Genomic DNA, 21,855 nt, shown 5'->3' with positions numbered 1-21,855 from the left:
CGGGCCGGGCGGGCAGGGCGGCCCGGGCGGGGGCGGGCCGGGGAGCGGGACCGGGGCGCGTGCCGTGTGCGCGGCGCCGGGGGCACGGGCGATGCGGGCTTCGTGGGAGGGAACGGCCGTGAACGACGAATGGCTCATCTACCGGGGCGTGGGCGAGCCCCACGACGGGATCGCGGCCCTGCCGGATCCGCCGCCGTGGCGGGACTTCGACGGCGGCCCCGTCGCGGAGCCGGCCGGGGCCGCCGCGGCGGCCGACGGGAACGTCGCGCGCCGCCTGGGCGCCCACCGGCAGGCCGCCGAGCAGCACCGGCCCGAACCGGAGGAGCTGGAGGCCGTCAACGCGGCCCTCTACCTGCGCCGCCCGCTGCTGGTCACCGGCTACCCCGGCACGGGCAAGTCCACCCTCGCGCACGCCGTCGCCCACGAGTTGAAGCTCGGCCGGGTGCTGCGATGGCCGGTGGTCTCGCGGACCGTGCTCCAGGAGGGCCTCTACCGCTACGACGCCCTCGCCCGCCTCCAGGACGTGCAGATCGCCGCCGGCGCGGGAACCGGCGGGGCCGCAGCCGGCGGGGCCGGGACCGGCGCGGCGCCCGGCATCGGCAGGTACATCCGGCTCGGCCCGCTGGGGACGGCGCTGCTGCCCACCCGGCGGCCCCGGGTGCTGCTCGTCGACGAACTCGACAAGAGCGACATCGACCTCCCCAACGACCTGCTGAACGTGCTGGAGGAGGGCGAGTTCACCCTGCCAGAGCTGGAACGGGTCGCCGACTCCGAACCCGAGGTGCAGGTCCTCACCGACGACGGGACCAAGGTGACCGTCCGGGACGGGCGGGTGCGCTGCCGGGCCTTCCCCTTCATCATCCTGACCAGCAACGGCGAACGGGACTTCCCCGCCGCGCTGCTGCGCCGGTGCATCCAGCTCAAGCTCGGGCAGCCGGGCGAGAAGCGGCTCGCCACCATGGTCCGGGCCCACCTCGGGGAGGAGGCCGCCCAGCTCGGCGCCGACCTGATCCGCGAGTTCCTCAGCCGCTCCCGCTCCGAGCTGGTCGCCGCCGACCAGCTGCTCAACGCCATCTACCTCACCCATTACGCCGCCCCGCCCACCCGGGAGGACCTCGCCGACCTGCTCATCCAGCGCCTCGACCGCCCGAGGTGAGCGGCCGTGTCCCAGGAATCCGCAGCCGCAGCCGGGGAGATCCGCGTCCTGGGCGGGCTGCTGCGCGCCGCCGGGCTCGACCCGTCCGCCGAGGAACTGGCCGACGCGCTGTGGCTGGCCGGACGGACCCGGAGCGCCGCCCGGCCCGCCGACAGCGGGCCGGAGCCCGACCCCGCGCCGCCGAAGGCCCCGGTGGACCCGCCGGCGCCGGAGAGCGCCGCCGAGCCGCCCCCCGAGCGGCTGCCGCGCGAGCCGGAGGCCGAGGACCCGGTCAGCCTCCACGCCGTCGGGGAACGGCAGGCCGCCGGCCCCGGAGCGGGGGCCGAGGTCCCGGTGGGGGGCGGGGTGCCCGTACGGGTGCCCGGGGCGGCCGCGCTGCCCCGGATCCTGGAGATCCAGCGGGCCCTGCGCGCCCTCCAGCGGCACCGGCCCCCCGGCCGGCCCACCCGTACCGTGCTCGACGAGGCCGCCACCGCCGAGGCCAGCGCCCGCGCCCTCGGCCTGGTCATCCCGGTGTTCCGGCCGGAGAGCCGGCGCGAGGCGACCGTACGGCTGGTGATGGACGCCTCGCCCTCCATGGCGGTCTGGCGGGAGATGTTCGAGGAACTCCGGTCGGTGTGCGAGCGGCTGGGCGCCTTCCGGGACGTCCAGGCGCACCATCTGCACCGGCTCGCGGACGGCAGCGCCGCCGTCGGCCGCGGCCCCGTGCCCGGCCGCGGGCTGCGCTCCGGGGACCAGCTGCGCGACCCCACCGGGCGGGTCCTGACCATCGTGGTCTCCGACTGCGCCGGGCCGCTGTGGCGGGAGGGCGAGGCGCAGCGGCTGCTGCACCGGTGGGCCGAGTGCGCGCCCTGCGCGGTCGTACAGCCCCTGCCGCAGCGGCTGTGGAGCCGCAGCTGGCTGCCGACCGAGCGCGGAGTCCTGGAACGGGCCGGTGCGGGCGGGGGCGGCGGTGGCGGCGGGCCGAGGCTGAGGTTCCGGCCGGAGCGGCCGGCCCGGCCCGGGCGGCCCACCGGCGGGCTCACCGTGCCCGTGCTCCCTCCGAACGCCACCGCCCTCGGGGCCTGGGCCCGGCTCGTCGCCGGTCTGGGCACCGGCCCCGTGCCGGCCGAGGTGGGCCGGGTGCTCGCCCACCACCCCGCCGCCCCCGTACCGCTGCCCCGGACCGCCCGGCCGCCGCGCGAGCTGGTGCGCCGCTTCCGCTCCTCGGCCGCGCCCGGCGCCGTCCAGCTCGCCGTGTACCTGTCGGCGGCGCCCCTGACGCTGCCCGTGATGCGGCTGGTGCAGCGGACGATGCTGCCGGACTCGGAGCCCTCCGACCTGGCGGAGGTCCTGCTCAGCGGGCTGCTGCGGCGCAGCGGGGAATCGCCCGGGCAGTGGTACGAGTTCGTCCCCGGGGTGCAGGAGGTGCTGTTGGGGCCGCTGGGGCGGGACGAGGCCGCGCTGGTGCTCAAGCACTGCTCGGAGTACGTACTGGCGCACTTCGGCCGGGGGGTGCGCAACTTCCCCGCCCTGGCCGTCTCGCAGCTCACCGGGGCCCCGGCGGCGGACCCGGACCCGGACCAGGACCCGGACCAGGACCCGGACCAGGACCCGGACTCCGCGCCGGACTCCGCCCCGGGCGGCGGCCGGGTGCCCCCGGGGCAGCTCCCGCAGGCCTTCGCGCAGGTCTCGGCGCAGGTCGTACGCCGCTACCTGCCGGGACCGCCCGAGGAGACCCCGGCGCCGCCCGCGGCGTACCCGCCGCCCGGCCGTGCCTGGGCGGTGCGCGCGGCCCGGGAACGGCTCGCCGCGGCGGCGGCCGACGCGGACGCGCGGCCCCTGTACGAGTCCGCCGCGCTGCTGCGCCGGGCCGTGGCGGCCCCGCCCGGGCCCGCGGACCCGCCGGAGGAGGCCGAGACCGAACTCGCCGGGGTGCTGCTGCGGCTGTGGGCGGTCCAGCGGGACCCGGAACTCCTCGACGAGGCCGAACGGTCCGTGACCGGGCTGCGCACGGCCGCCGGCCGGTCGGCGCTGGGCCGGGTGCTGTACGAGCGGGCGCGGGCGGCGGGCCCCGACCAGGAGCTGCTGGCCGCCGCCGACCGGGAGTTCGCGGCCGCGGCAGCCGCCGCCGACGACCCGGAGCTGCGCCGGGACTGCGCCGTGCGGCGGGCGCGGACCCTGATCCGGCTGAGCGTGCTGCGCGACGACGCCGGGCCGCTGCGCGAGGCGCGGGCCGCGCTGGAGCCCCTGGCCGGCCCGGGGCCCGCGCACCCCGAACTGCTGCTGGCCCTGGGCCGGGTGCTGGTGGCCCTGCTCCCGCGCACCCCCGACCCGCGCGAGCGCACCGCCCTGGCGGAACACGCGGCGACGACCCTGACCACCGCCCTCACCACCCTCCTCCCACCCCGCGCCCCGGCGCCCGGCCCGGGCCCGGGCTCCGGCCCGGGCTCCGGCTCCGGCTCCGGCCCCGGCCCGGGCTCCGGCTCCGGCTCCGGCCCCGGCCCGGGCTCCGGCTCCGGCCCGGGCTCCGGCTCCGGCCCGGGCTCCGGCTCCGGCCCGGCCCCCGGCCCCGGTCCAGCCCCCGGCCCGGGCTCTGGCCTGGGCGGCCCCGACCGCGCGGCGGGAACCCCCGACCCCGGCCCTGGCTCCCGCTCGGGCTCCGCCCCCGGTGAGGCGGCGGGGACCGCCGACCCCCAGCCGGGCCCCGGTGTGGGCTCCGGTTCCAGTTCCGTTCCGGCCTCCGGCCCCGCCGGTCCCCACCGCGCGGCGGGGACCGCCGACCCGGCGGCCAGCCCGGCCAGCCCGGCCGGCCCCGAACCGGGCTCTGGCCCGGGTCCCGGTTCCGGCTCCGGTTCCGGTTCGGGCTCGGACTCTGCCTCGGGCTCGGGCTCCGCCTCCGGCCTCGACCCCGCCTCGGGCTTGGGCTCCGCCCCTGCCCCGGGCTCCGCCCCCGGCCCGGGCTCCGCCCCCGCCCCCGCCCCCGTGCCGGGTGGCGGCGGCGGTTGCGGGCGGCGGCGGGGTGGGAGGGAGCGGGGGCGGCTGGTGGCGCGGGTGCGGATCGAGCTGGCCGGGGCCCTGCGGTACCTGCCCGCCCGGCTGGAGGAGGCGGCCGGGCAGCTGGCGCGGGCCCTGGGGGAGGCCGGCGGGGAGTCCGAGCTGCGGCTGGCGGCCCTGCTGGGCCTGGCCCGGGTGCACCGCGCCCGGTACGCGCGCGACGCGGACCCGGCGGCCCTGGAGGACGCGGCCGAGGCGTACGGCCGGGCCCGGCGGCTGATCCCCCGGGACGGGGAGGCCTTCGGGGAGCTGCTGCCCGAGTGGGGCGACGTACTCCTGGACCGGGCCCGGGCCGCCGACGGGCGCCCCTTCGCCTCCACCGCCGTACGGGTGCTGCGCGAGAGCCGCTCGGCGGTGCCCCAGTCCGACCCCGGGGCCGCGTACCGGCTGCTGCGGCTGGCCGCGGGGCTGCGGCTGCGGCACGCCTACGAGGGGGACCTGGTCGACCTGCGGGAGGCGGAGTACCTGCTGGAGCTGGCCGTCCGGCAGAGCCACGGCCCGCTGGAGCGGGCCCGCGCCTGGCGGGAGCACGGGGACGTACAGCAGGAGATCCACGCCCACACCCGCACCGCGGACCGCCTCGACCGCGCGGCGGACTCCTACCGCCGGGCCTGGCGCGCCGCGCTGGAGGCCGACCAGGCGGGGCACACCGAACAGGACACCGGCAGCGCCCTCCGGCTCGCCGCCCGGGTCCAGGAACTGCGCGGGGAGGTCCTGGAACGCCTGGCCCGCCCCCGCGCCGCCCTGGACGCCTACCGGTCCGCCCTGGAGCTCTGGCAGCGCCGGGGCCTCCCCGAAGGCGACCGGGCCCGCGCCGTCCAGGCACGGGTCCAGGCCCTGGAGGCGGGTGCCTAGGGGGTGGCAAGCCTTGCCGGTCACAGCACGAGGGGGCCGTTTCCCCCCGCCGGCCACAGGGAAAAGGCAGTGGACCACCGCAGTGGACTCCGCATACGACAAGGGGACGGGCAGCCCATGGTGACCGGACGTCAGGACGCGGCAGCACCACCGACCCGCCCGTGCCCCGGGCAGCTCCCGGACCTCTCCGGACTCGACCTGGCCGCACTGCGCGGCATCGACCACCCCGTGCTCGCCGAGGTCATCGCGGGCATGGTGGACCGGGTCACGCACCCCGCCGAAATCCTCAACGCGTTCGACTCCGGCGTCGCCTGACGCGCGCCGCCTCCGCGCCGGAGTTGACCACTTTCCGCCGTTAGCCGTGCCCGCCCGAAGGGCAGGGATGGACCGTCCTGGGGGTCTCCCAGCGGTGGCCGGGGGAGGGAGGTGCAGGCGATGGGCCAAGCGATCACGGGCGGTCCCGCGCTGCCCGCGCACCGGACCCTCGCAGGTCACGCCCGCCACGCCCGCTGGCCGTACGCCGGCCTCGACGTGCCCGCCCTGCGCGCCGCCGGCCACCGGCCGCAGCCCATCCGCCAGTTCGTCCTCAAGACGCACAGCCGCTGCAACCTCGCCTGCACCTACTGCTACGTCTACGAGATGGCCGACCGGAGCTGGCGCACCCGCCCCGCCGCCATGGCCCCCGCCACCGCCCTGCGCGCCGCCGAGCGGATCGCCGAGCACGCCGCCGCCCACGACCTGCCCCGCGTGGACCTCGTCCTGCACGGCGGCGAACCCCTCCTCGCCGCGCCCTCCGCGCTGGCCGCCCCCGTCGAGGCGGTACGGGCCGCCCTGGCCCGGCGCGCGCCCCGCACCCGGGTCACCGCCGCCGTGCAGACCAACGCCACCCTGCTCACCGGCGCCCGGATCGCCGAGCTGGCCGCGGCCGGGATCCGGGTCGGCGTCAGCCTCGACGGCGGGCTGCCCGCCCACAACGCCCGCCGCGTCGACCACTCCGGGCGGCCCGGCTTCGACGCGGCCGCCCGCGGCCTGCGGCTGCTCGCCCGGCACCCCGAGAGCTACGCGGGGGTGCTGTGCGTGGTGGACATCGGCCAGGACCCGGTGGAGACGTACGAGTCCCTGCTCGACTTCGCCCCGCCCAGCATCGGCCTGCTGCTGCCCCTGGCCAACTGGAGCAGCCCGCCGCCCGGACACACCGGGCACGGGACCCCGTACGGCGACTGGCTCCTCGCCGTCTTCGAACGCTGGTGGCACGACGGGGTGCGGCGCACCCGGATCCGCATCTTCGAGGAGGTCATCGCGCTGCTCCTGGGCCTGCCCGCCGCCACCGAGACCCTCGGCCTGGCGCCCGTCACCACCGCCGTCGTCGAGACCGACGGCAGCATCGAACAGGCCGATTCGCTGAAGTCCGCCTACGAGGGGGCCGCCGCGACCGGCATGACCCTGGAGGGCCACAGCTTCGACGAACTGCTCGACCACCCCGGCTTCGCCGCCCGTCAGCTGGGCCGCGACGCCCTCGCGGCCGGCTGCCGGACCTGCGAACTCGTCGAGGTGTGCGGCGGCGGACACTACCCGCACCGCTACCGGGCGGGCGAGGGCTTCCGCCAGCCGTCCGTGTACTGCGCCGACCTCCAGGCCGTCATCCGGCGCATCGCCCGGGCCCTGCACGAGGCCGCCACCACCACGGGACGGGCCGCGTCATGACCCACGGCACCGACGCCGCACCGGCCGGCCTCCCCGCCCAGCGGACCGCCCCCGGCGACCCCGCCACGGCCCCCGCCACGGCCCCCGCCCCCGACCTCGCCCGGTTCTCCGTCAGCTCCCACACCCTGCGCGTCCTCGCCTCCACCGAGCCCTCCGCCGAAGGCACCCGCCTCGTGCGCGACGTACGCCGCTCCAAGCGCCTGCTCCTGCTCCGCGCCGTACTGGACGCCGCCCCCGGCGCGGACACCGCCGAGTGCTGGGCCCTGCTGGAGGAGGCCGAACGCCGGGACCCCGAGGCCGTGCACGACGTACTGCACTACCCCGCCACCGGCGTCTGGGCCGAGGAGACCCTGCGCCGGCTGCACGCCCCCCAAGGGCCCGAGCCCGACCTCGGCCACCTCGGGGCGCTCGCCGTCGCCGCCGCGCTACGGGCCGGGATCGGCTTCAAAGCCACCCTGCGGCCCGTCAACGGCCGCCTCGTCCTGCCCACCCTCGGCCTGCTCCGCCCCGACCGGCCCGGCCGGCTCGCGCTGACCGAACGCTCCTGGGACAGCGCCGACATCCTCCCGCTGCACCCCCTGCCCGGCGGCCGCACCGCCCTCGACGACCTCGACCCCTACCGGGTCCCGGCCACCGACCGCACCGCCCCCGGCGGCCCGGCCCCCGTCCGGCCCGCCCGCCGGCTCACCCCCAAGGGCCACAAGCGCTGGGACATCCAGTGGTCCGGCGCCCTCACCCTCCTGGAGCGCTACGACTCCGCGCGCGCCGAGGAGATCGGCCGCCTGCTGCGCTCCGTGGTCCCGCTGGCCGGCGGCTCCCGCTCCACCGGCGCCACCCTGCCCGCCGCCGCGGGCTCCGTCCTGGCCCGCGCGCAGGCCCCGCCCGCGCTGGCCGCGACCCTGGTCCACGAGGTGCAGCACGGCAAGCTCGCCGCCCTCGCCGACGTCCTCACCCTGCACACCGCCGACCGCACGCCCCGCCACTGGGCCCCCTGGCGCGCCGACCCGCGCCCCCTGGAGGGGCTGCTGCACGGGGCCTACGCCCACCTGGCCCTCGCCGGGTACTGGCAGCACGCCGCCCTCTACGGGGCCCGCGGCGCCTGGGCCCAGCACGCCCGGGTCCGCGCACAGGTCGCCGCCGTCCTGCCCGCCCTGCGCGCCCATCCCGCGCTGACCGTCACCGGACGGGAGTTCGTCGACGGCATGGCCGCCGCCGAGCGGGCCATGGACGCGACCCCGCCGCCCGGCAACCAGCACGCCACCGCCCGCCGCACCCTGGAACGCGAACGCGGCGCCTGGTGCGAGGCGCACCCCGAACTCGCCCCGTTCGTACAGGTATGACGCCCCGTCCGCTGCGGTACCTTTCAAGCCAGCCCCTCCGCACCGCACCGCACCCCGTCCACCGCACGGACCTCAGGGAGACGGCCGCATGACCGGTACCGCCACGCGTCACGACCGCGACGGAGCCGCCCAGCCCCAGCGCTTCGTCATCAGCTTCGCGGGCTTCAACCGCCCCTGGGCGGTGTGGATCGCCCACCGCCTGGAGGAGCACGGACACCGCGTCGCCCTCCAGCGCTGGGACCCGCAGACCAGCCCCGGACTCACCGAGGCCCTCGACGACCTGGCCCGGGCGGGCGGCAAGGTCCTCGTCGTGCTCAGCGAGCGCTACTTCTCCGCAGGCACCCACACCGACGAGGAGTGGAACACCGCGCTGCGCGCCGTCACCGACTCCCACCCCGGCCGGTTCGCCGCCGTCAGCCTCACCGACGCCCCGCTGCCCAGCGCCGTGGCCGCACTGGAGAAGACCGACTTGTGGGGCCTGGACGCCTACGAGGCCGAGTACCGGGTGCTGCGCCGCCTCGAGCTGCCCACCGACCGGATCGGCACCGAGAGCGGCCGCCGCGGCCCCCGCTTCCCCAACGACCCGCCCGAGATCTGGGGCCGGGTCCCCCGCCGCAACCCGCGCTTCACCGGCCGCAACGACGTCATCGGCCGGCTCCGCGCCGCCCTCACCGAGTCCCTGCCCGGCGCCTCCACCGTGACCCTGCTGGGGCTCTCCGGCGTCGGCAAGACCCAGGTCGCCACCGAGTACGCCTACCGCTTCGCCTCCGAGTACGACGTGGTGTGGTGGGTGCCCGCGGAGGACCGGCCCACCCTGCGCGAGCGGCTCGCCGACCTGGCCCCCGCGCTCGGCCTGCCGCGCGGCGCCGGCAGCTACGGCGAGCAGATCCGGGCCGTGCTGGAGGCACTGCGGCGCGGATCCCCGTACCACCGCTGGCTGATCGTCTTCGACGGCTGCGACCACCCCGACGACCTCACCGACCTGCTGCCGTCGGGCGCCGGCGACGTCATCATCACCTCCCGCAACCGCGAATGGGCCGCCCGCCACACCAGCCTCGTCGAAGTCCCCCTCTACGCCCGCCCCGAGTCCGTCACCTTCATCCGCCGCCGGGCCCGCCGGCTCACCGGGGACGAGGCCGACCAGCTCGCCGAGGCGCTGGAGGACTACCCGCTCGCCCTCGACCAGACCGCCGGCTGGCTCGCCGACTCACCGCTCGGCGTCGGCGAGTACCTCACCCTCCTCCAGCGCCGGCTCGACTCCCACGAGGCCGTCACCCTCTCCGACGACTACCCGCTGCCCTTCCCGACCGCGCTGGCGATACTCCTCAACAACGTACGGGAGAACTTCCCCGACGCCCTCGCCCTGCTGCGGCTGTTCGTCTTCTTCGCCCCCGGCCGGGTCCCGCTGCGCCTGCTGCGCGAGTTCCCCGCCGACGACGTCCCCGAACACCTCGCCGGGATCGTCAACGACCAGATCCGCTGGAACGCCGCCCTCAACAAGCTCGTCCAGTTCTCCGTCGTCCGCCTGGAGTACTCCGACCTGTCCGTCGAGGAGGGCGGCGGCCTGGAGACCGTCCAGCTGCACCGCATGGTCCACAACATCGTCCGCGAGAACCTCGCCGAGGACGAGGCCGGGCAGCTCTCCCGCGCCGTCCGCCAGGTCCTCGCCGCCGCCGACCCGGGCCGCCCCACCGACTCCCGGCTCTGGCCCCGCTACGCCGAACTCATCCCGCACCTGGAGCCCGCCGGGGTGCTGACCAGCAGCAACCCTCGCATCCAGAACTTCCTGCTGCACTGCCTGCGCTACCTGATCCTCGCCGGCGAGTACCGCACCTGCCTGCGGCTGTCCGAACAGACCGACGGCGTCTGGCGGGCCATGCTCGGCGACGACCACGACCAGGTCCGCGAGCTCAGCTACCACCACGGCGGCGCCCTGCGCATGCTCGGCCACTTCCGCCAGGCCGAGACCCTCGCCCGCTCCGTCGCCGACCGGCTCGTCGCCGAACGCGGCGACCGCGACCTGGAAACCCTGCGCGCCACCAGCACCTACGCCGGGGTCCTGCTCAGCACCGCCAAGTTCGACGAGGCCCGCGAACTGCTCGAGCACGCCTTCGCCACCTACCGCGAACTCCTCGGCGAGGACGACTCCACCACCCTCGGCGCCCAGAACAACGTCGCCGTCGCGCTGCGCCTGCTCGGCCGCTACCAGGAGGCCTACGACACCGACCTGGACACCCTGCGCCGCCGCGAACGGGTGCTGCGGGTCCGGCACATCGCCACCCTCTCCTCCGGCATCGGCTGCGCCATGGGCCTGCGCCTGATGGGCCGCTACCGCGAGGCACTGGCCCGCCAGGAACAGGGCCTCAAACTGCACGTCCAGGTCCTCGGCGCCAACCACCCCCAGACCCTGCGCGCCGAGCACAACCTCGGCCAGTGCCTGCGCCGCAGCGGGGACATCCCCGGCGCCGGATCCCGGCTGCGCAGCGTCCTGGAACGCTCCACCCGGGTGTTCGGCGCCGAGTTCCCCTGGACCCTGATGGTCGCCTCCGACTACGCCACCTACCTGCGCGAGTACGGGGACATCGAGGAGGCCCGCCGGATCTCCGAGGAGGTCGTACGCGGCTACCAGTCCCAGCTCGGCCTCGCCCACCCCTACAGCATCGGCACGGTCGGCAACCTCGGCCTGGTGCTGCGCGCCCAGGGCGAGCGGACCGAGGCCCTGAACCTGTCCGAACAGGCCCTGACCGGCATGCGGGGAGCCCTCGGCGACCGTCACCCCTGGACCCTGGGCTGCGCCCTCAACGCCACCGGGCACCGCAACATCACCGGCCGCCTGGACGCCGCGCTGGACCTCAGCCGCGAGACCCTGCGCGGCGCCGAACAGGTCCTCGGCCCCGACCACCCCATGACGCTCAGCGCCCAGATCGCCCTCGCCGCCGACCTGCGGGCGGTACGGGAGGACGCCGAGGCCTCCAAGCACGAGGACGCCGGCCTGCGCTCCCTGACCCGCACCCTGGGCCCCCAGCACGTCCACACCGTCTCCGCCCGCCAGCAGACCCGCCCCTACTGGGACTTCGAACCACAGCCCTGACGGAACAGCCGGAAGGCCCGGCCCCCATCGGGGGCCGGGCCTTCCTTTGCTCAGCTCAGCGATCAGGCCTCGAAGACCTCGTTCATCAGCAGCTGCTGCTCCGCCTGGTGGCGCTTGGCGGAACCGACCGCCGGCGAGGAGCCGTGCGGGCGCGAGATGCGCCGCAGGCGCTCGCCCGCGGGGATGTCGGCGCCGACCGCCAGGTCGAGGTGGTCGATCAGGTTCAGCGCGATGAACGGCCACGCACCCTGGTTCGCCGGCTCTTCCTGCGCCCAGATGTACTTCGCCGCGTTCGGGAACTTGGCGATCTCCGCCTGGAGTTCCGCGCCCGGCAGCGGGTACAGCCGCTCGATGCGGATGATCGCGGTGTCCGTGATGCCGCGCTTCTCCCGCTCGGCCTCCAGGTCGTAGTAGACCTTGCCGGCGCAGAAGACGACCTTGCGGACCGCGTTCGCGTCCACCGTGGTGTCACCGATGACCGGACGGAACGAGCCGTTCGTGAACTCCTCCGCCTTCGACGCCGCCGCCTTCAGACGCAGCATCGACTTCGGGGTGAAGACGATGAGCGGCTTGTGGTGCGGGTTGTGGACCTGCCAGCGCAGCAGGTGGAAGTAGTTCGACGGCAGGGTCGGCATCGCGACCGTCATGTTGTCCTGCGCGCACATCTGGAGGAAGCGCTCCGGGCGGGCGGACGAGTGGTCCGGGCCCTGGCCCTCGTAGCCGTGCGGCAGCAGCAGCGTGACGCCGGAGGTCTGGCCCCACTTCTGCTCGGCCGAGGAGATGAACTCGTCGACGACGGTCTGCGCGCCGTTGACGAAGTCACCGAACTGGGCCTCCCACAGGACGAGCGCGTCCGGGCGGGCCAGCGAGTAGCCGTACTCGAAGCCCATGGCCGCGTACTCGGAGAGCAGCGAGTCGTAGACGTTGTAGCGGGCCTGGTCGTCCGACAGGTACAGCAGCGGGGTGTAGTCCTCGCCGGTCTCCCGGTCGATGAGGACCGCGTGGCGCTGGCCGAAGGTGCCGCGGCGGGAGTCCTGGCCGGACAGCCGGACCGGGGTGCCCTCCATCAGCAGCGAACCGAAGGCCAGGGTCTCGCCCATGCCCCAGTCGATGGTGCCCTCGTCGATCATCGCCGCGCGGCGCTGCAGCTGCGGCAGCAGACGCGGGTGGACGGTGACGTTCTCGGGGACGTTGACCTGGGACTCGGCGATCCGCTTGACGACGTCCTGCGAGATCGCGGTGTTCACCGCGACCGGGAACTCCTGCGCGGTCTGCGCGGGCGTCACCGGGGCGCCGGTGGGGGCCGTGGCGGCCTCGCGGACCTCCGCGAACACCTTCTCCAGCTGGCCCTGGAAGTCCTGGAGCGCCTGCTCGGCCTCTTCCAGCGTGATGTCGCCGCGACCGATGAGGGACTCGGTGTACAGCTTGCGCACCGAGCGCTTCTTGTCGATCAGGTCGTACATCAGCGGCTGCGTGAAGGCCGGGTTGTCGGACTCGTTGTGGCCACGACGGCGGTAGCAGATGAGGTCGATGACCACGTCCTTGTTGAACGCCTGGCGGAACTCGAAGGCGAGCCGCGCGATGCGGACCACGGCCTCCGGGTCGTCACCGTTCACGTGGAAGATCGGCGCCTCGATCATGCGGGCCACGTCGGTCGCGTACATGGACGAACGCGAGGACTCCGGGGCGGCGGTGAAGCCGACCTGGTTGTTGATGACCACGTGCACGGTGCCGCCGGTGCGGTAGCCGCGCAGCTGCGACATGTTCAGCGTCTCGGCGACCACACCCTGGCCGGCGAAGGCCGCGTCGCCGTGCAGGGCCAGCGGCAGGACGGTGAAGTCCGTGCCGCCCTTGTTGATGACGTCCTGCTTGGCGCGGGCGACACCCTCCAGGACCGGGTCCACGGCCTCCAGGTGCGAGGGGTTGGCGACGAGCGAGACCTTGATCTGCTCCCCGTCCAGGCCCGTGAAGGTGCCCTCGGCGCCCAGGTGGTACTTGACGTCGCCGGAGCCGTGCATGGACTTCGGGTCGAGGTTGCCCTCGAACTCGCGGAAGATCTGCGCGTACGACTTGCCGACGATGTTCGCGAGGACGTTCAGGCGGCCGCGGTGGGCCATGCCGATGACGACCTCTTCGAGGCGGGCCTCGGCGGCCGAGTCGATGACGGCGTCGAGCAGCGGGATGACGGACTCGCCGCCCTCCAGGGAGAACCGCTTCTGGCCGACGTACTTCGTCTGCAGGAAGGTCTCGAAGGCCTCCGCCGCGTTCAGGCGGCGCAGGATGCGCAGCTGCTCCTCGCGCTCCGGCTTGGAGTGCGGGCGCTCGATGCGGTCCTGGATCCAGCGGCGCTGCTTCGGGTCCTGGATGTGCATGAACTCGACGCCGGTGGTGCGGCAGTACGAGTCGCGCAGCACGCCGAGGATGTCGCGGAGCTTCATCATCGACTTGCCGGAGAAGCCGCCGACCGCGAACTCGCGCTCCAGGTCCCACAGGGTGAGGCCGTGCTCGGTGATGTCCAGGTCGGGGTGCTTGCGCTGCTTGTACTCCAGCGGGTCGGTGTCGGCCATGACGTGGCCGCGGACCCGGTAGGAGTGGATCAGCTCGAAGACGCGGGCGGCCTTCGTGACGTCGTCGTCGTGCGAGGCGTCGATGTCCCGGAGCCAGCGGACCGGCTCGTACGGGATGCGCAGCGCCTCGAAGACGTCGTCGTAGAAGCCGCTCTCGCCGAGCAGCATGTTCGCGACGATGCGCAGGAACTCGCCGGAGGCCGCGCCCTGGATGACCCGGTGGTCGTAGGTCGAGGTCAGGGTCATGACCTTGGAGATGCCCAGCTTGTTCAGGGTGTCCTGGGAGGTGCCCTGGAACTCGGCGGGGTAGTCCATGGAGCCGACGCCCATGATGACCGACTGTCCGGGCATCAGGCGGGGCACGGAGTGGACGGTGCCCAGGCCGCCGGGGTTGGTGAGGGAGACCGTCACGCCGGTGAAGTCGTCCATCGTCAGCTTGCCGACGCGGGCGCGGCGGACGATGTCCTCGTAGGCCTGCCAGAACTCGAAGAAGTTGAGGGTCTCGGCCTTCTTGATGCCGGCGACGACGAGCTGGCGGTCGCCGTTGGGCTTGACCAGGTCGATCGCGAGGCCGAAGTTGATGTGCTCCGGCTTGACCAGGGTCGGCTTGCCGTCCTTCTCCGCGAAGGAGTGGTTCATCGACGGCATGGCCTTGATGGCCTGCACCATCGCGTAGCCGATGAGGTGGGTGAAGGAGATCTTCCCACCGCGGGCGCGCTTGAGGTGGTTGTTGATGACGATGCGGTTGTCGAACAGCAGCTTCACCGGGACGGCGCGGACGGACGTGGCCGTCGGCACTTCCAGCGAGGCGTTCATGTTCTTGGCCACGGCGGCGGCAGGTCCGCGGAGCGTCACCAGTTCCGGGCCCTTGGGGGCCTCGGTGGCGGGCGCGGCCTTCTGAGCCGGGGTGGTGGCGGCGGCCGGAGCCTGGGCCTGAGGGGCAGGAGCGGCCGGTGCGGCGGCCGGGGCCTGGGAGGTGACAGTCACAGCAGGGGCACCAGAGGGGGTGGCAGGAGCAGGGGCAGGAGCTGACACAGGTGTGGGCGCAGGAGCAGGCGCGGCGTGCGCCGCCCCCGTGGCGGCGTCGGCGGCCTGCGGGATTCCGGCGGTGGCGGTGGCGGCCTGTGCGGAGGCGCCATCCGTCGTCGGGGTCTTGCTGGGTTCATCCGCCTTCACCGGAGCGGCAGCGCCCCCCGGCTTGTAGTCGGCGAAGAAGTCCCACCAGGCCCGGTCGACAGAATTCGGGTCCTGGAGGTACTGCTGATAGATCTCGTCGACGAGCCACTCATTCGCGCCGAAGCCTGAGGCGGGGTTCTTCCCGCCCTCTGCTGCGTCGGTCGTGGTGCTCGGGTTACTGGGGGACTGTGGCGACACGGCGGCAACCGCCCTCTTCCGCTTCACAAGGTATGGACAGCGGGAATAAAGGCTACGCCTCCCAGGGCGTGAGATGCAGGCCGGGCGGGACTTCCGTCGTGCAGGTCACACCGAACGGCGGGTTTCGTCCATCGGAATGGCGGGAAACAAGCGTGGTTCGGGTAGGGGACATCCAGGTTGCGACCCCCTTGGCTTCGCACCCCTGACGACCCCGGGCACGTGTGGCCGAGATCATGTCCTTCCCACTCGAACCCTACGTCAAGACGGCGCCTGCGAGCTGCCCGGAAGGGTGACAAGGATTCGGCAACCCCGTGACGATTCGGCCACGCCGATGTGCCCTCCGTGCAGGCCGACGGCCCAGCGGGCGATCGCCAGGCCCAGACCGGTGCCCCCGTCGCCGCCCCCCGCCGACCCCCGGTTGAACCGCTCGAAGACCCGGTGGCGCTCCGCCTCCGGAATCCCCGGACCCTCGTCGACGACCTCCAGCTTCAGGCCCCCCGGCGCCTCCCCGGCCCGGGCGCGGACCGTGACCCGGCCGTGCGCGGGGCTGTGCTTGACCGCGTTGTCGATCAGGTTCGCCACCACCTGGTGCAGCCGCTCCGCGTCCGCGTAGGCGGTGAGCTCGGGCGGGAAGACGTCCAAGTGGAGGTGCACGTCGTTGCGGGTGTGCCCACCCGAACCGGAGGCCAGCCCCGGCCGGCCGGCGGCCGCGAGCCCCGACTCCTTCAGCACCCCCGACAGGTACGGCCACACCTCGAACCGGCGGGCCTTCAGCGGCACCACCCCGTTGTCCACCCGGGACAGGTCCAGCAGGGTGTCCACCAGCCCGCCCAGCCGCTCGGCCTGCTTCAGCATGGTCCGCATGGTCTCCGGATCGGCCTGCGAGACCCCGTCCACCACGTTCTCCAGCACCGCCCGCAGCGCCGCGATCGGCGTGCGCAGCTCGTGCGAGACGTTCGCGACCAGTTCTCGACGGTGCCTGTCCTCGGCCTCGAGATCGTCGGCCATCAGGTTGATCGTCGCGGCCAGATCGCCCAGCTCGTCACGGCGCCCGGCGCCCCGCACCCGGCGCGTGTAGTCCCCGTGGGAGATCGCCCGGGCCACCGTCGTCATCTCGTCCAGCGGCGCCGTCAGACCGTGCGCCACGAACTGCGTGATCAGCATCGAGGCGATCACCGAGAAGACCGTGATGAACCGCACTTCCGTGGCCGTGCGCAGGGCCACCATCAGCAGCCCCGTGGTGATGAACACCGAGACCACGACGAGCGTGCCCAGCTTCGTCTTGATCGAGAACGGCGAATACGGCCGCAGTCCCGGCCCGCGGGGCGGCACGTTCACGCCTGCGCCGGGGTCTCCAGGGCGTACCCGACGCCGTGGACCGTACGGATCCGGTCCGCGCCGATCTTCCGGCGCAGGGCCTTGATGTGGCTGTCGACCGTACGGGTCCCCGACGCGTCGGCCCAGTCCCACACCTCCGCCAGCAGCTGCTCCCGCGAGAGCACCGCCCGAGGGGTCCCCGCCAGGCACACCAGCAGGTCGAACTCGGTCGGCGTCAGGTGCACGTCCTCCGTCTGCACCCGCACCCTGCGCTGCGCGTGGTCGATTTCCAGGTCGCCCAGGCGCAGCGTCGCCCCGCGCGGAGCGGTCGCGGCCAGCGTGGCCCGCTCCACCCGGCGCAGCAGTACGTGCACCCGCGCGGCCAGCTCCCGCATGGAGAACGGCTTCGTCATGTAGTCGTCGGCCCCGACCCCGAGGCCGACCAGCATGTCGGTCTCGTCGTCCCGGGCCGTGAGCATCAGCACCGGGACCGGCCGCTGGGCCTGGACCCGGCGGCAGACCTCCAGCCCGTCGAATCCGGGCAGCATGACGTCCAGCACCAGCAGCTCGGGCTGCCAGCTCTCGGCGGCCGCGACGGCGGCAGGGCCGTCGTACGCCGTCTGCACCTGGAAGCCCTCGGCCCGCAGCCGGGCCGCGATGGCGTCGGCGATGGTGCGGTCGTCCTCGACCACGAGCACGCGCCGCTGGGCACCTGGAGTGGCCGCGGCGCCGTTGTGGGTGGTGTGTGTCTGTTCCATGTCCCGCCCCTGAAGATCCCGCGTGATGGGGTGCAGCGTAGAGGAGGCACCGGCCTGCGGCTATGCGGGGTTCGGACAGGAGCCGGGCTATCCGGAATCAGAGATTCATCCGGTCGCGTCAAATCCGGGCAGGGCCTCCAGCACCTTCCGGAGGCCCGGCGCCAGCACGGTCTCGTCGGAGGCGACCTCGAAACCGCCGTGGACGAAGGCGTACGTGAACCCGTCGTAGACCGGCGGATCGGCCTTCGCCACGCGGGGCAGACCCTTGAAGTCCGCCCCCCTGAGCGCGGTGCGCAGGGCCTCCAGGCCGGCCGGGTCCAGCCGCCCCGACCGCAGGTCACGGGCCTTGCCGTCCACCAGGGTCCAGGAGCCGTCGCCGTTGACGAGGAGGGTGCGGGTCTGCCCGGCGAAACCCCCGCTGCGGGTGACCCGCACCAGCCCCCGGGCCGAGGGGTCGGCCGCGGACGCGGACGCCGTCGGCGCCGGGGACGGTGCGAGCGACGCCACGGGGGAGGCGCCGGGCGGCGTGCCCGGGGCCGCAGCTGTGGCGGCCGTCGCCTCGGGGGTTCCGGAGGGCCCGTCGCCGCCACAACCGGCCAGCACCGCGCCCAGCAGCACCCCCGCCACGGCCCAGGCCGTTCGGATCGCTCGCACACCCACCTCCGCAGGTCCTACGCCGAACCCCGAGTATGGAGTCCCCGCCCCGCAACGGAAAGCACCCGGAGGCCGCCATCCGCCGCATCACCCCCTGGCGCGCGCTGCCCCCGCTGACTGCCGTACTCCTCGGGCTGTGGGGCCTGCCGCGCGGGCCCGGCGGCGGCAGCATGTGGCGCGACGAGTCCACCACCTGGCAGGTCGCGCACCGGCCCCTCGGCGGGCTGTGGGAACTGCTCGGCCAGGTCGACGCCGTGCACGGCCTCTACTACCTGCTGATGCACGGCGTCTTCGTGGTGTGGGACGGCGGGCTGTGGGCGTTGCGCGTGCCCTCTGTGGCCGGTACGGCCCTCGCCGCCGCCGGGGTGGCCGCGCTGGGGCACCGGCTGGCGGGGGAGCGGGCCGCGCTGATCGCCGGCACCGCCTACGCCCTGCTGCCGCCCGTGCAGATGTACGCCCAGGAGGGGCGCTCGTACGCGCTGGTCGCGGCGGCCGTGATCTGGGCCACGTACCTGATGCTGCGCGAGCGGTGGGCCGCCTACGCGGTGGTGCTCCTGCTGGGCTGCTGGCTGCACGAGTTCGCCGTACTGGCCCTGCTCGCGCACGCCTTCACCGCCTGGCGGGCGCCGGGCTGGCGGTGGGCGGCCGGGGCGGTCGCCGCCGGGCTGCTGCCGCTGGCCCTGGTGAGCGTGCGGCAGGCGCAGGCGCAGCTGGGCTGGCTGGGGCGGCCCTCCTGGCAGGACTGGGCGGCGTACGGGGTGCTCGTGGCGGCGGTGGCGCTGATGGCGCGGGGCGCCGCCGATCGGGAACTCGTACGTGTCGCCGTACCGCTCGCGCTGCTGCCGCCCGGGCTGCTGATGGCGGTCTCGCTCGTGCACCCCTGGTACGTCGACCGGTACGTCCTCTACGCGCTGGCCGGCCCCGCCCTCCTGGCCGGGGCGCGGCTCGCGGGGGCGCGGGGGTGGTGGCCGTGGGCGCTGGCGGCGGCGCTGCTGGTGCCGTGCGGGGTGTGGTCGGCGTGGCTGCGGACCCCGGAGTCCCGCAAGGACGACGTGCTGGCCGTGGCCGCCGCCGTACGGGAGCGGGCCCGGCCGGGGGACGCGGTGCTGTTCATGCCGTCCCGGCGGCGCGAGTGGCTGCTGTCCTCGCCCGGGGTCTACGGGGGGCTGCGGGACGTGGCCCTGGAGCGCACCCCGGCGCGGTCGCGCACCCTCCAGGGCACCGAGCTGCCGCCGGAGCGGATCCGGGAGGCGCTGCTGGCCTCCCCCCGGGTGATCGCCCTGCTGGACCCGGCCGGTCAGCCGCTGGACCCGTACCCGGGCGAGGCCGCCAAGCGGGAGGCGCTGGCGGCGGCCTTCGAGCGCTGCTCGGTGACGGGGGTGCGGGGGGCGCGGGTCGCGGTGTACGCCAGGGCGGGCGGGTGCGGCTGACCGTGCCCTGGCCGGGCGGTGGTCGGGGTGGGGTGCTGTGGGTGGGTCGGGGTCGGGGGCGGGGTGGGGTGTCGTCCGGGACGGGCTTCGATGTTCGGCGCCCTGGGCTGATTGGTCTGCCGGGCGGTGCCTCGCGCCGAATTCATCTCGTTTTAGTCCCGGACGACACCCCACCCCGCCCCCGCCCCCTTACGTCCGCGGCCAGACTCCGCACCGCCGCACCTTTCAGCCTCGCCGGCGTTTGAGGCGCTGGGGGTCCCCCCGGACGGAGTCTGGGGGAGGGTCTGGGGGCGGAGCCCCAGGGGGTCCGGGGCGCAGCCCCGGGGAACGGGCGAAGGGCGGGTAGGGGACCAGCCCCGCGCAGCGGCCCACCACCCGCAACCCCGGCCAGGGGAGGGGCTGCGCGAGGATGGGGCGGTCAGCCGTACCGACCGCCCCCGGAGGCCCGTATGCCCGCAACCGAGAACCCCGGCCCGCTCGTCGGGGCCGACTGGCTCGCCGACCGGCTAGGGGCAGACGGGCTCGTGGTGTTCGACGCCTCCGTCGGCGCTCATCGGGGTACCGCCCGGCGGATACCCGGCGCGCGCCCCTTCGACCTCGACGGCGCCCTGTCCGACCACGCGGCCAGCGCCCCGCACACCATGCCGGCGGCGGCCGAGTTCGCCGAGGCCCTGCGCGGGCTGGGCGTGGACGACACCGACACCGTCGTCGTCTACGACGGCGCCGGGATCTACTCCAGCGCCCGCGCCTGGTGGATGCTGCGCGCCATGGGCTTCGACCGGGCCGCCGTCCTGGACGGGGGTCTGCCCGCCTGGGCCGCCGCCGGGCTGCCCGTCGAGCCTGTCGCGGCGGCGTACGAGGGGCCGCGCGGCTCCTTCACCGCCCGGCCCCGCCCCGGGCTGCTGGTGGACGCCGCCGCCGTCGCCGCGGCCCTGGCCGACCCGGCCGCCGCCGTGCTCGACGCCCGTACCCGGGAGCGTTTCGCCGGCACCGCCCCCGAGCCCCGGCCCGGGCTGCGCGGCGGGCACATGCCGGGCGCGCTGAACCTGCCCTTCGGCGAACTCCAGGGGCCGGACGGGCTGATGCGCGCCCCCGGGGAACTGCGCGAGGCCTTCGCGTCGTTGACGGGGGACCCGGAGCGGCTCTACTTCAGCTGCGGCTCCGGGGTGACGGCCTGCGTGCTCGCGCTGGGCGCCGCCCTCGCCGGGTACGAGGGGCTGTCGGTGTACGACGGCTCGTGGAGCGAGTGGGGCCTGCCCTCGGAGCTCCGGCCGGTGGTGACCGGGGGTTAACCCCACCCCGCCTTCGGGTACGGACACCAGCGCGGGCCGCCCGGCCGCGCGGCAGACTCCTCGCCATGGCACCTCACACCGCATCAGCCCGCCTCTCCCGTACGGCCCTCGGAGCCCTCGTGACCGCCGGGGTCCTGCTCCTGTCGGGCTGCTCCCTGTGGCAGGAGGCCGAGCTGAAGACCTCCACCGCCGACGCCACGGTCGCCGAGGCCGTCACGGCGGTGGAGCTGACGGGCGTACGGCGCGGCTCCGTGGAGGTGACGGCGGGCGCCGGCCCCGGGGTCACCGTCCACCGGGTCGCGCACTACCGGGGCGACACCGCGCCCACGCCCGGGCAGCGGGTCTCGGGCGGGGTGCTGAGCTTCAGCGACGGCTGCCGGAGCGGGGAGGCCTGCTGGATCGACTACCGGCTGGAGGTGCCGGCCTCGGCGAAGGTCCGGGTCGCCGGCAGCAGCGGCGACATCACGGTGACGGGCGTGGCGGCGGCCGAGCTGGACTCCTCCTCCGGCGACGTCCGGGCCGAGCGCATCGCGGGCCCGCTGAAGGTCCGTACCTCCTCCGGGGAGATCAGGGCCACCGCCCTGGCCGGCCCCGAGGCCGACCTCGCCTCGAGCTCGGGCGACACCACGGCGGAATTCGCGAAGGCCCCGGACTCGCTGTCGGCGACGACCGGCTCCGGCAACGTCACCCTGAAGGTCCCGCGGTCCGCCTACCGGCTGTCGGCCACCACTGCCTCGGGCGACCGCGACATCACCCTCCCCGTCACCGCCGACGGCCCCTCCCGCATCACCGTCCGCACCAGCTCCGGCGACATCCGCGTCTCGGCGGCTTAGGGGGTCACCGCGTCGATCTCGACCTCGACCAGCCAGGCGGGGTCGATGAAGCGGGACACCTCCACGAAGGTGGTCACCGGGCGGATCTCGGCGAAGCGCTCGCCGTGGGCCCGCGCGGCCTCCTCCCACCGGGTGATGTCGGTCAGCATGATCCGGGTCCGTACGACCTCCCCCAGCGAGGAGCCCGCCTCCCGCAGGGCCCGCTCGGCGATGTCCAGGCAGCGCACCGTCTGGGCGTGGACGTCGCCCGGGCCGACGGTGGAGCCGTCGTCCCCGATCGGCGCGGTGCCCGCGACGGCCACGTACCGGCCCGAGCGCACGGCGCGGGAGAAGCCGATCCGGGGTTCCAGTGGCGACCCCGAGCTGACGATCCGTCGTATGTCTGTCATGCCGTCATGGTGCCGTGACGGGCCCGCCGGAGGTGTTCGCCCCCGGCGAACGGGCGTTG

The 21,855-nt window shown here is 75.1% G+C and carries 14 protein-coding genes; 9 read left to right on the top strand and 5 right to left on the bottom strand.

Annotation, left to right across the window (positions count from 1 at the left end; all coding sequences use genetic code 11):
• Positions 1 to 91: 91 nt before the first annotated feature.
• The 6 genes from OOK34_RS05325 (at position 92) to fxsT (ending at position 11,182) form a co-directional block, all read left to right on the top strand.
• A complete protein-coding gene (locus OOK34_RS05325; protein WP_267032705.1) occupies positions 92 to 1,156 on the top strand; it encodes a MoxR family ATPase in 1,065 nt (354 codons plus the stop codon).
• A gap of 6 nt (positions 1,157 to 1,162) precedes the next feature.
• Positions 1,163 to 5,047, top strand: a complete 3,885-nt coding sequence (locus tag OOK34_RS35325) for an SAV_2336 N-terminal domain-related protein (protein WP_323183398.1) — start codon at positions 1,163 to 1,165, stop codon at positions 5,045 to 5,047.
• A gap of 117 nt (positions 5,048 to 5,164) precedes the next feature.
• Positions 5,165 to 5,362, top strand: coding sequence for an FxSxx-COOH cyclophane-containing RiPP peptide (gene fxsA / locus OOK34_RS05315; RefSeq protein WP_267032704.1), 198 nt, complete (start codon positions 5,165 to 5,167; stop codon positions 5,360 to 5,362).
• Positions 5,363 to 5,482: 120 nt separating this feature from the next.
• Positions 5,483 to 6,751: an FxsB family cyclophane-forming radical SAM/SPASM peptide maturase gene (locus OOK34_RS05310; protein ID WP_267032703.1), complete on the top strand. Its 1,269-nt coding sequence runs from the start codon at positions 5,483 to 5,485 to the stop codon at positions 6,749 to 6,751.
• The gene (locus OOK34_RS05305; RefSeq protein ID WP_267032702.1) at positions 6,748 to 8,091 is read left to right on the top strand and encodes an HEXXH motif domain-containing protein; all 1,344 of its coding nucleotides are present in this window, start codon (positions 6,748 to 6,750) and stop codon (positions 8,089 to 8,091) included. The genes OOK34_RS05310 and OOK34_RS05305 overlap by 4 nt, the downstream gene beginning before the upstream one ends.
• 88 nt (positions 8,092 to 8,179) lie before the next feature.
• On the top strand, positions 8,180 to 11,182 hold the full coding sequence (gene fxsT, locus OOK34_RS05300; protein ID WP_267032701.1) for an FxSxx-COOH system tetratricopeptide repeat protein: 3,003 nt from the start codon (positions 8,180 to 8,182) through the stop codon (positions 11,180 to 11,182).
• A 62-nt stretch (positions 11,183 to 11,244) separates the two neighbouring features.
• On the opposite strand, the gene OOK34_RS05295 is transcribed toward fxsT, so the two are convergent.
• The 4 genes from OOK34_RS05295 to OOK34_RS05280 form a co-directional block, all read right to left on the bottom strand.
• Entirely contained in the window at positions 11,245 to 15,123 is a 3,879-nt protein-coding gene (locus OOK34_RS05295; protein ID WP_267032700.1) for a multifunctional oxoglutarate decarboxylase/oxoglutarate dehydrogenase thiamine pyrophosphate-binding subunit/dihydrolipoyllysine-residue succinyltransferase subunit, read from the bottom strand.
• Between the two features lie 258 nt (positions 15,124 to 15,381).
• Positions 15,382 to 16,455, bottom strand: a complete 1,074-nt coding sequence (locus OOK34_RS05290) for an ATP-binding protein (protein ID WP_267036631.1) — start codon at positions 16,453 to 16,455, stop codon at positions 15,382 to 15,384.
• 2 nt (positions 16,456 to 16,457) lie between these two features.
• Complete coding sequence (locus OOK34_RS05285) at positions 16,458 to 17,198, bottom strand: response regulator transcription factor (RefSeq protein ID WP_267032699.1); 741 nt, start codon at positions 17,196 to 17,198, stop codon at positions 16,458 to 16,460.
• A 105-nt stretch (positions 17,199 to 17,303) separates the two neighbouring features.
• Entirely contained in the window at positions 17,304 to 17,852 is a 549-nt protein-coding gene (locus tag OOK34_RS05280; protein WP_267032698.1) for a hypothetical protein, read from the bottom strand.
• A 35-nt stretch (positions 17,853 to 17,887) separates the two neighbouring features.
• Here OOK34_RS05280 and OOK34_RS05275 point away from each other — a divergent pair, with 35 nt between their 5' ends.
• From OOK34_RS05275 to OOK34_RS05265, 3 genes are all read left to right on the top strand, one after another.
• Entirely contained in the window at positions 17,888 to 19,282 is a 1,395-nt protein-coding gene (locus OOK34_RS05275; RefSeq protein WP_267032697.1) for a hypothetical protein, read from the top strand.
• A 449-nt stretch (positions 19,283 to 19,731) separates the two neighbouring features.
• On the top strand, positions 19,732 to 20,574 hold the full coding sequence (locus tag OOK34_RS05270) for a sulfurtransferase (protein WP_267032696.1): 843 nt from the start codon (positions 19,732 to 19,734) through the stop codon (positions 20,572 to 20,574).
• Positions 20,575 to 20,639: 65 nt separating this feature from the next.
• On the top strand, positions 20,640 to 21,407 hold the full coding sequence (locus tag OOK34_RS05265; RefSeq protein WP_267032695.1) for a DUF4097 family beta strand repeat-containing protein: 768 nt from the start codon (positions 20,640 to 20,642) through the stop codon (positions 21,405 to 21,407).
• Here OOK34_RS05265 and OOK34_RS05260 read toward each other — a convergent pair.
• Positions 21,404 to 21,796: a RidA family protein gene (locus OOK34_RS05260; RefSeq protein WP_267032694.1), complete on the bottom strand. Its 393-nt coding sequence runs from the start codon at positions 21,794 to 21,796 to the stop codon at positions 21,404 to 21,406. The two genes, OOK34_RS05265 and OOK34_RS05260, sit on opposite strands and share 4 nt — an antisense overlap.
• Positions 21,797 to 21,855: the final 59 nt, after the last annotated feature.

The organism is Streptomyces sp. NBC_00091, assembly GCF_026343185.1.
Taxonomy (GTDB): domain Bacteria; phylum Actinomycetota; class Actinomycetes; order Streptomycetales; family Streptomycetaceae; genus Streptomyces.
The sequence above is the reverse complement of the archived record's forward strand: the minus strand, read 5'-3'. Positions and strand labels throughout refer to the sequence as shown.

Excerpts from the sequence above, each read along its gene's own strand:
- OOK34_RS05325 (WP_267032705.1), top strand. The coding sequence starts at position 92 with ATGCGGGCTTCGTGGGAGGGAACGGCCGTGAACGACGAATGGCTCATC.
- fxsA (WP_267032704.1), top strand. The coding sequence starts at position 5,165 with ATGGTGACCGGACGTCAGGACGCGGCAGCACCACCGACCCGCCCGTGC.
- OOK34_RS05310 (WP_267032703.1), top strand. The coding sequence starts at position 5,483 with ATGGGCCAAGCGATCACGGGCGGTCCCGCGCTGCCCGCGCACCGGACC.
- OOK34_RS05305 (WP_267032702.1), top strand. The coding sequence starts at position 6,748 with ATGACCCACGGCACCGACGCCGCACCGGCCGGCCTCCCCGCCCAGCGG.
- fxsT (WP_267032701.1), top strand. The coding sequence starts at position 8,180 with ATGACCGGTACCGCCACGCGTCACGACCGCGACGGAGCCGCCCAGCCC.
- OOK34_RS05285 (WP_267032699.1), bottom strand. The coding sequence starts at position 17,198 with ATGGAACAGACACACACCACCCACAACGGCGCCGCGGCCACTCCAGGT.
- OOK34_RS05275 (WP_267032697.1), top strand. The coding sequence starts at position 17,888 with ATGGAGTCCCCGCCCCGCAACGGAAAGCACCCGGAGGCCGCCATCCGC.
- OOK34_RS05270 (WP_267032696.1), top strand. The coding sequence starts at position 19,732 with ATGCCCGCAACCGAGAACCCCGGCCCGCTCGTCGGGGCCGACTGGCTC.
- OOK34_RS05265 (WP_267032695.1), top strand. The coding sequence starts at position 20,640 with ATGGCACCTCACACCGCATCAGCCCGCCTCTCCCGTACGGCCCTCGGA.
- OOK34_RS05260 (WP_267032694.1), bottom strand. The coding sequence starts at position 21,796 with ATGACAGACATACGACGGATCGTCAGCTCGGGGTCGCCACTGGAACCC.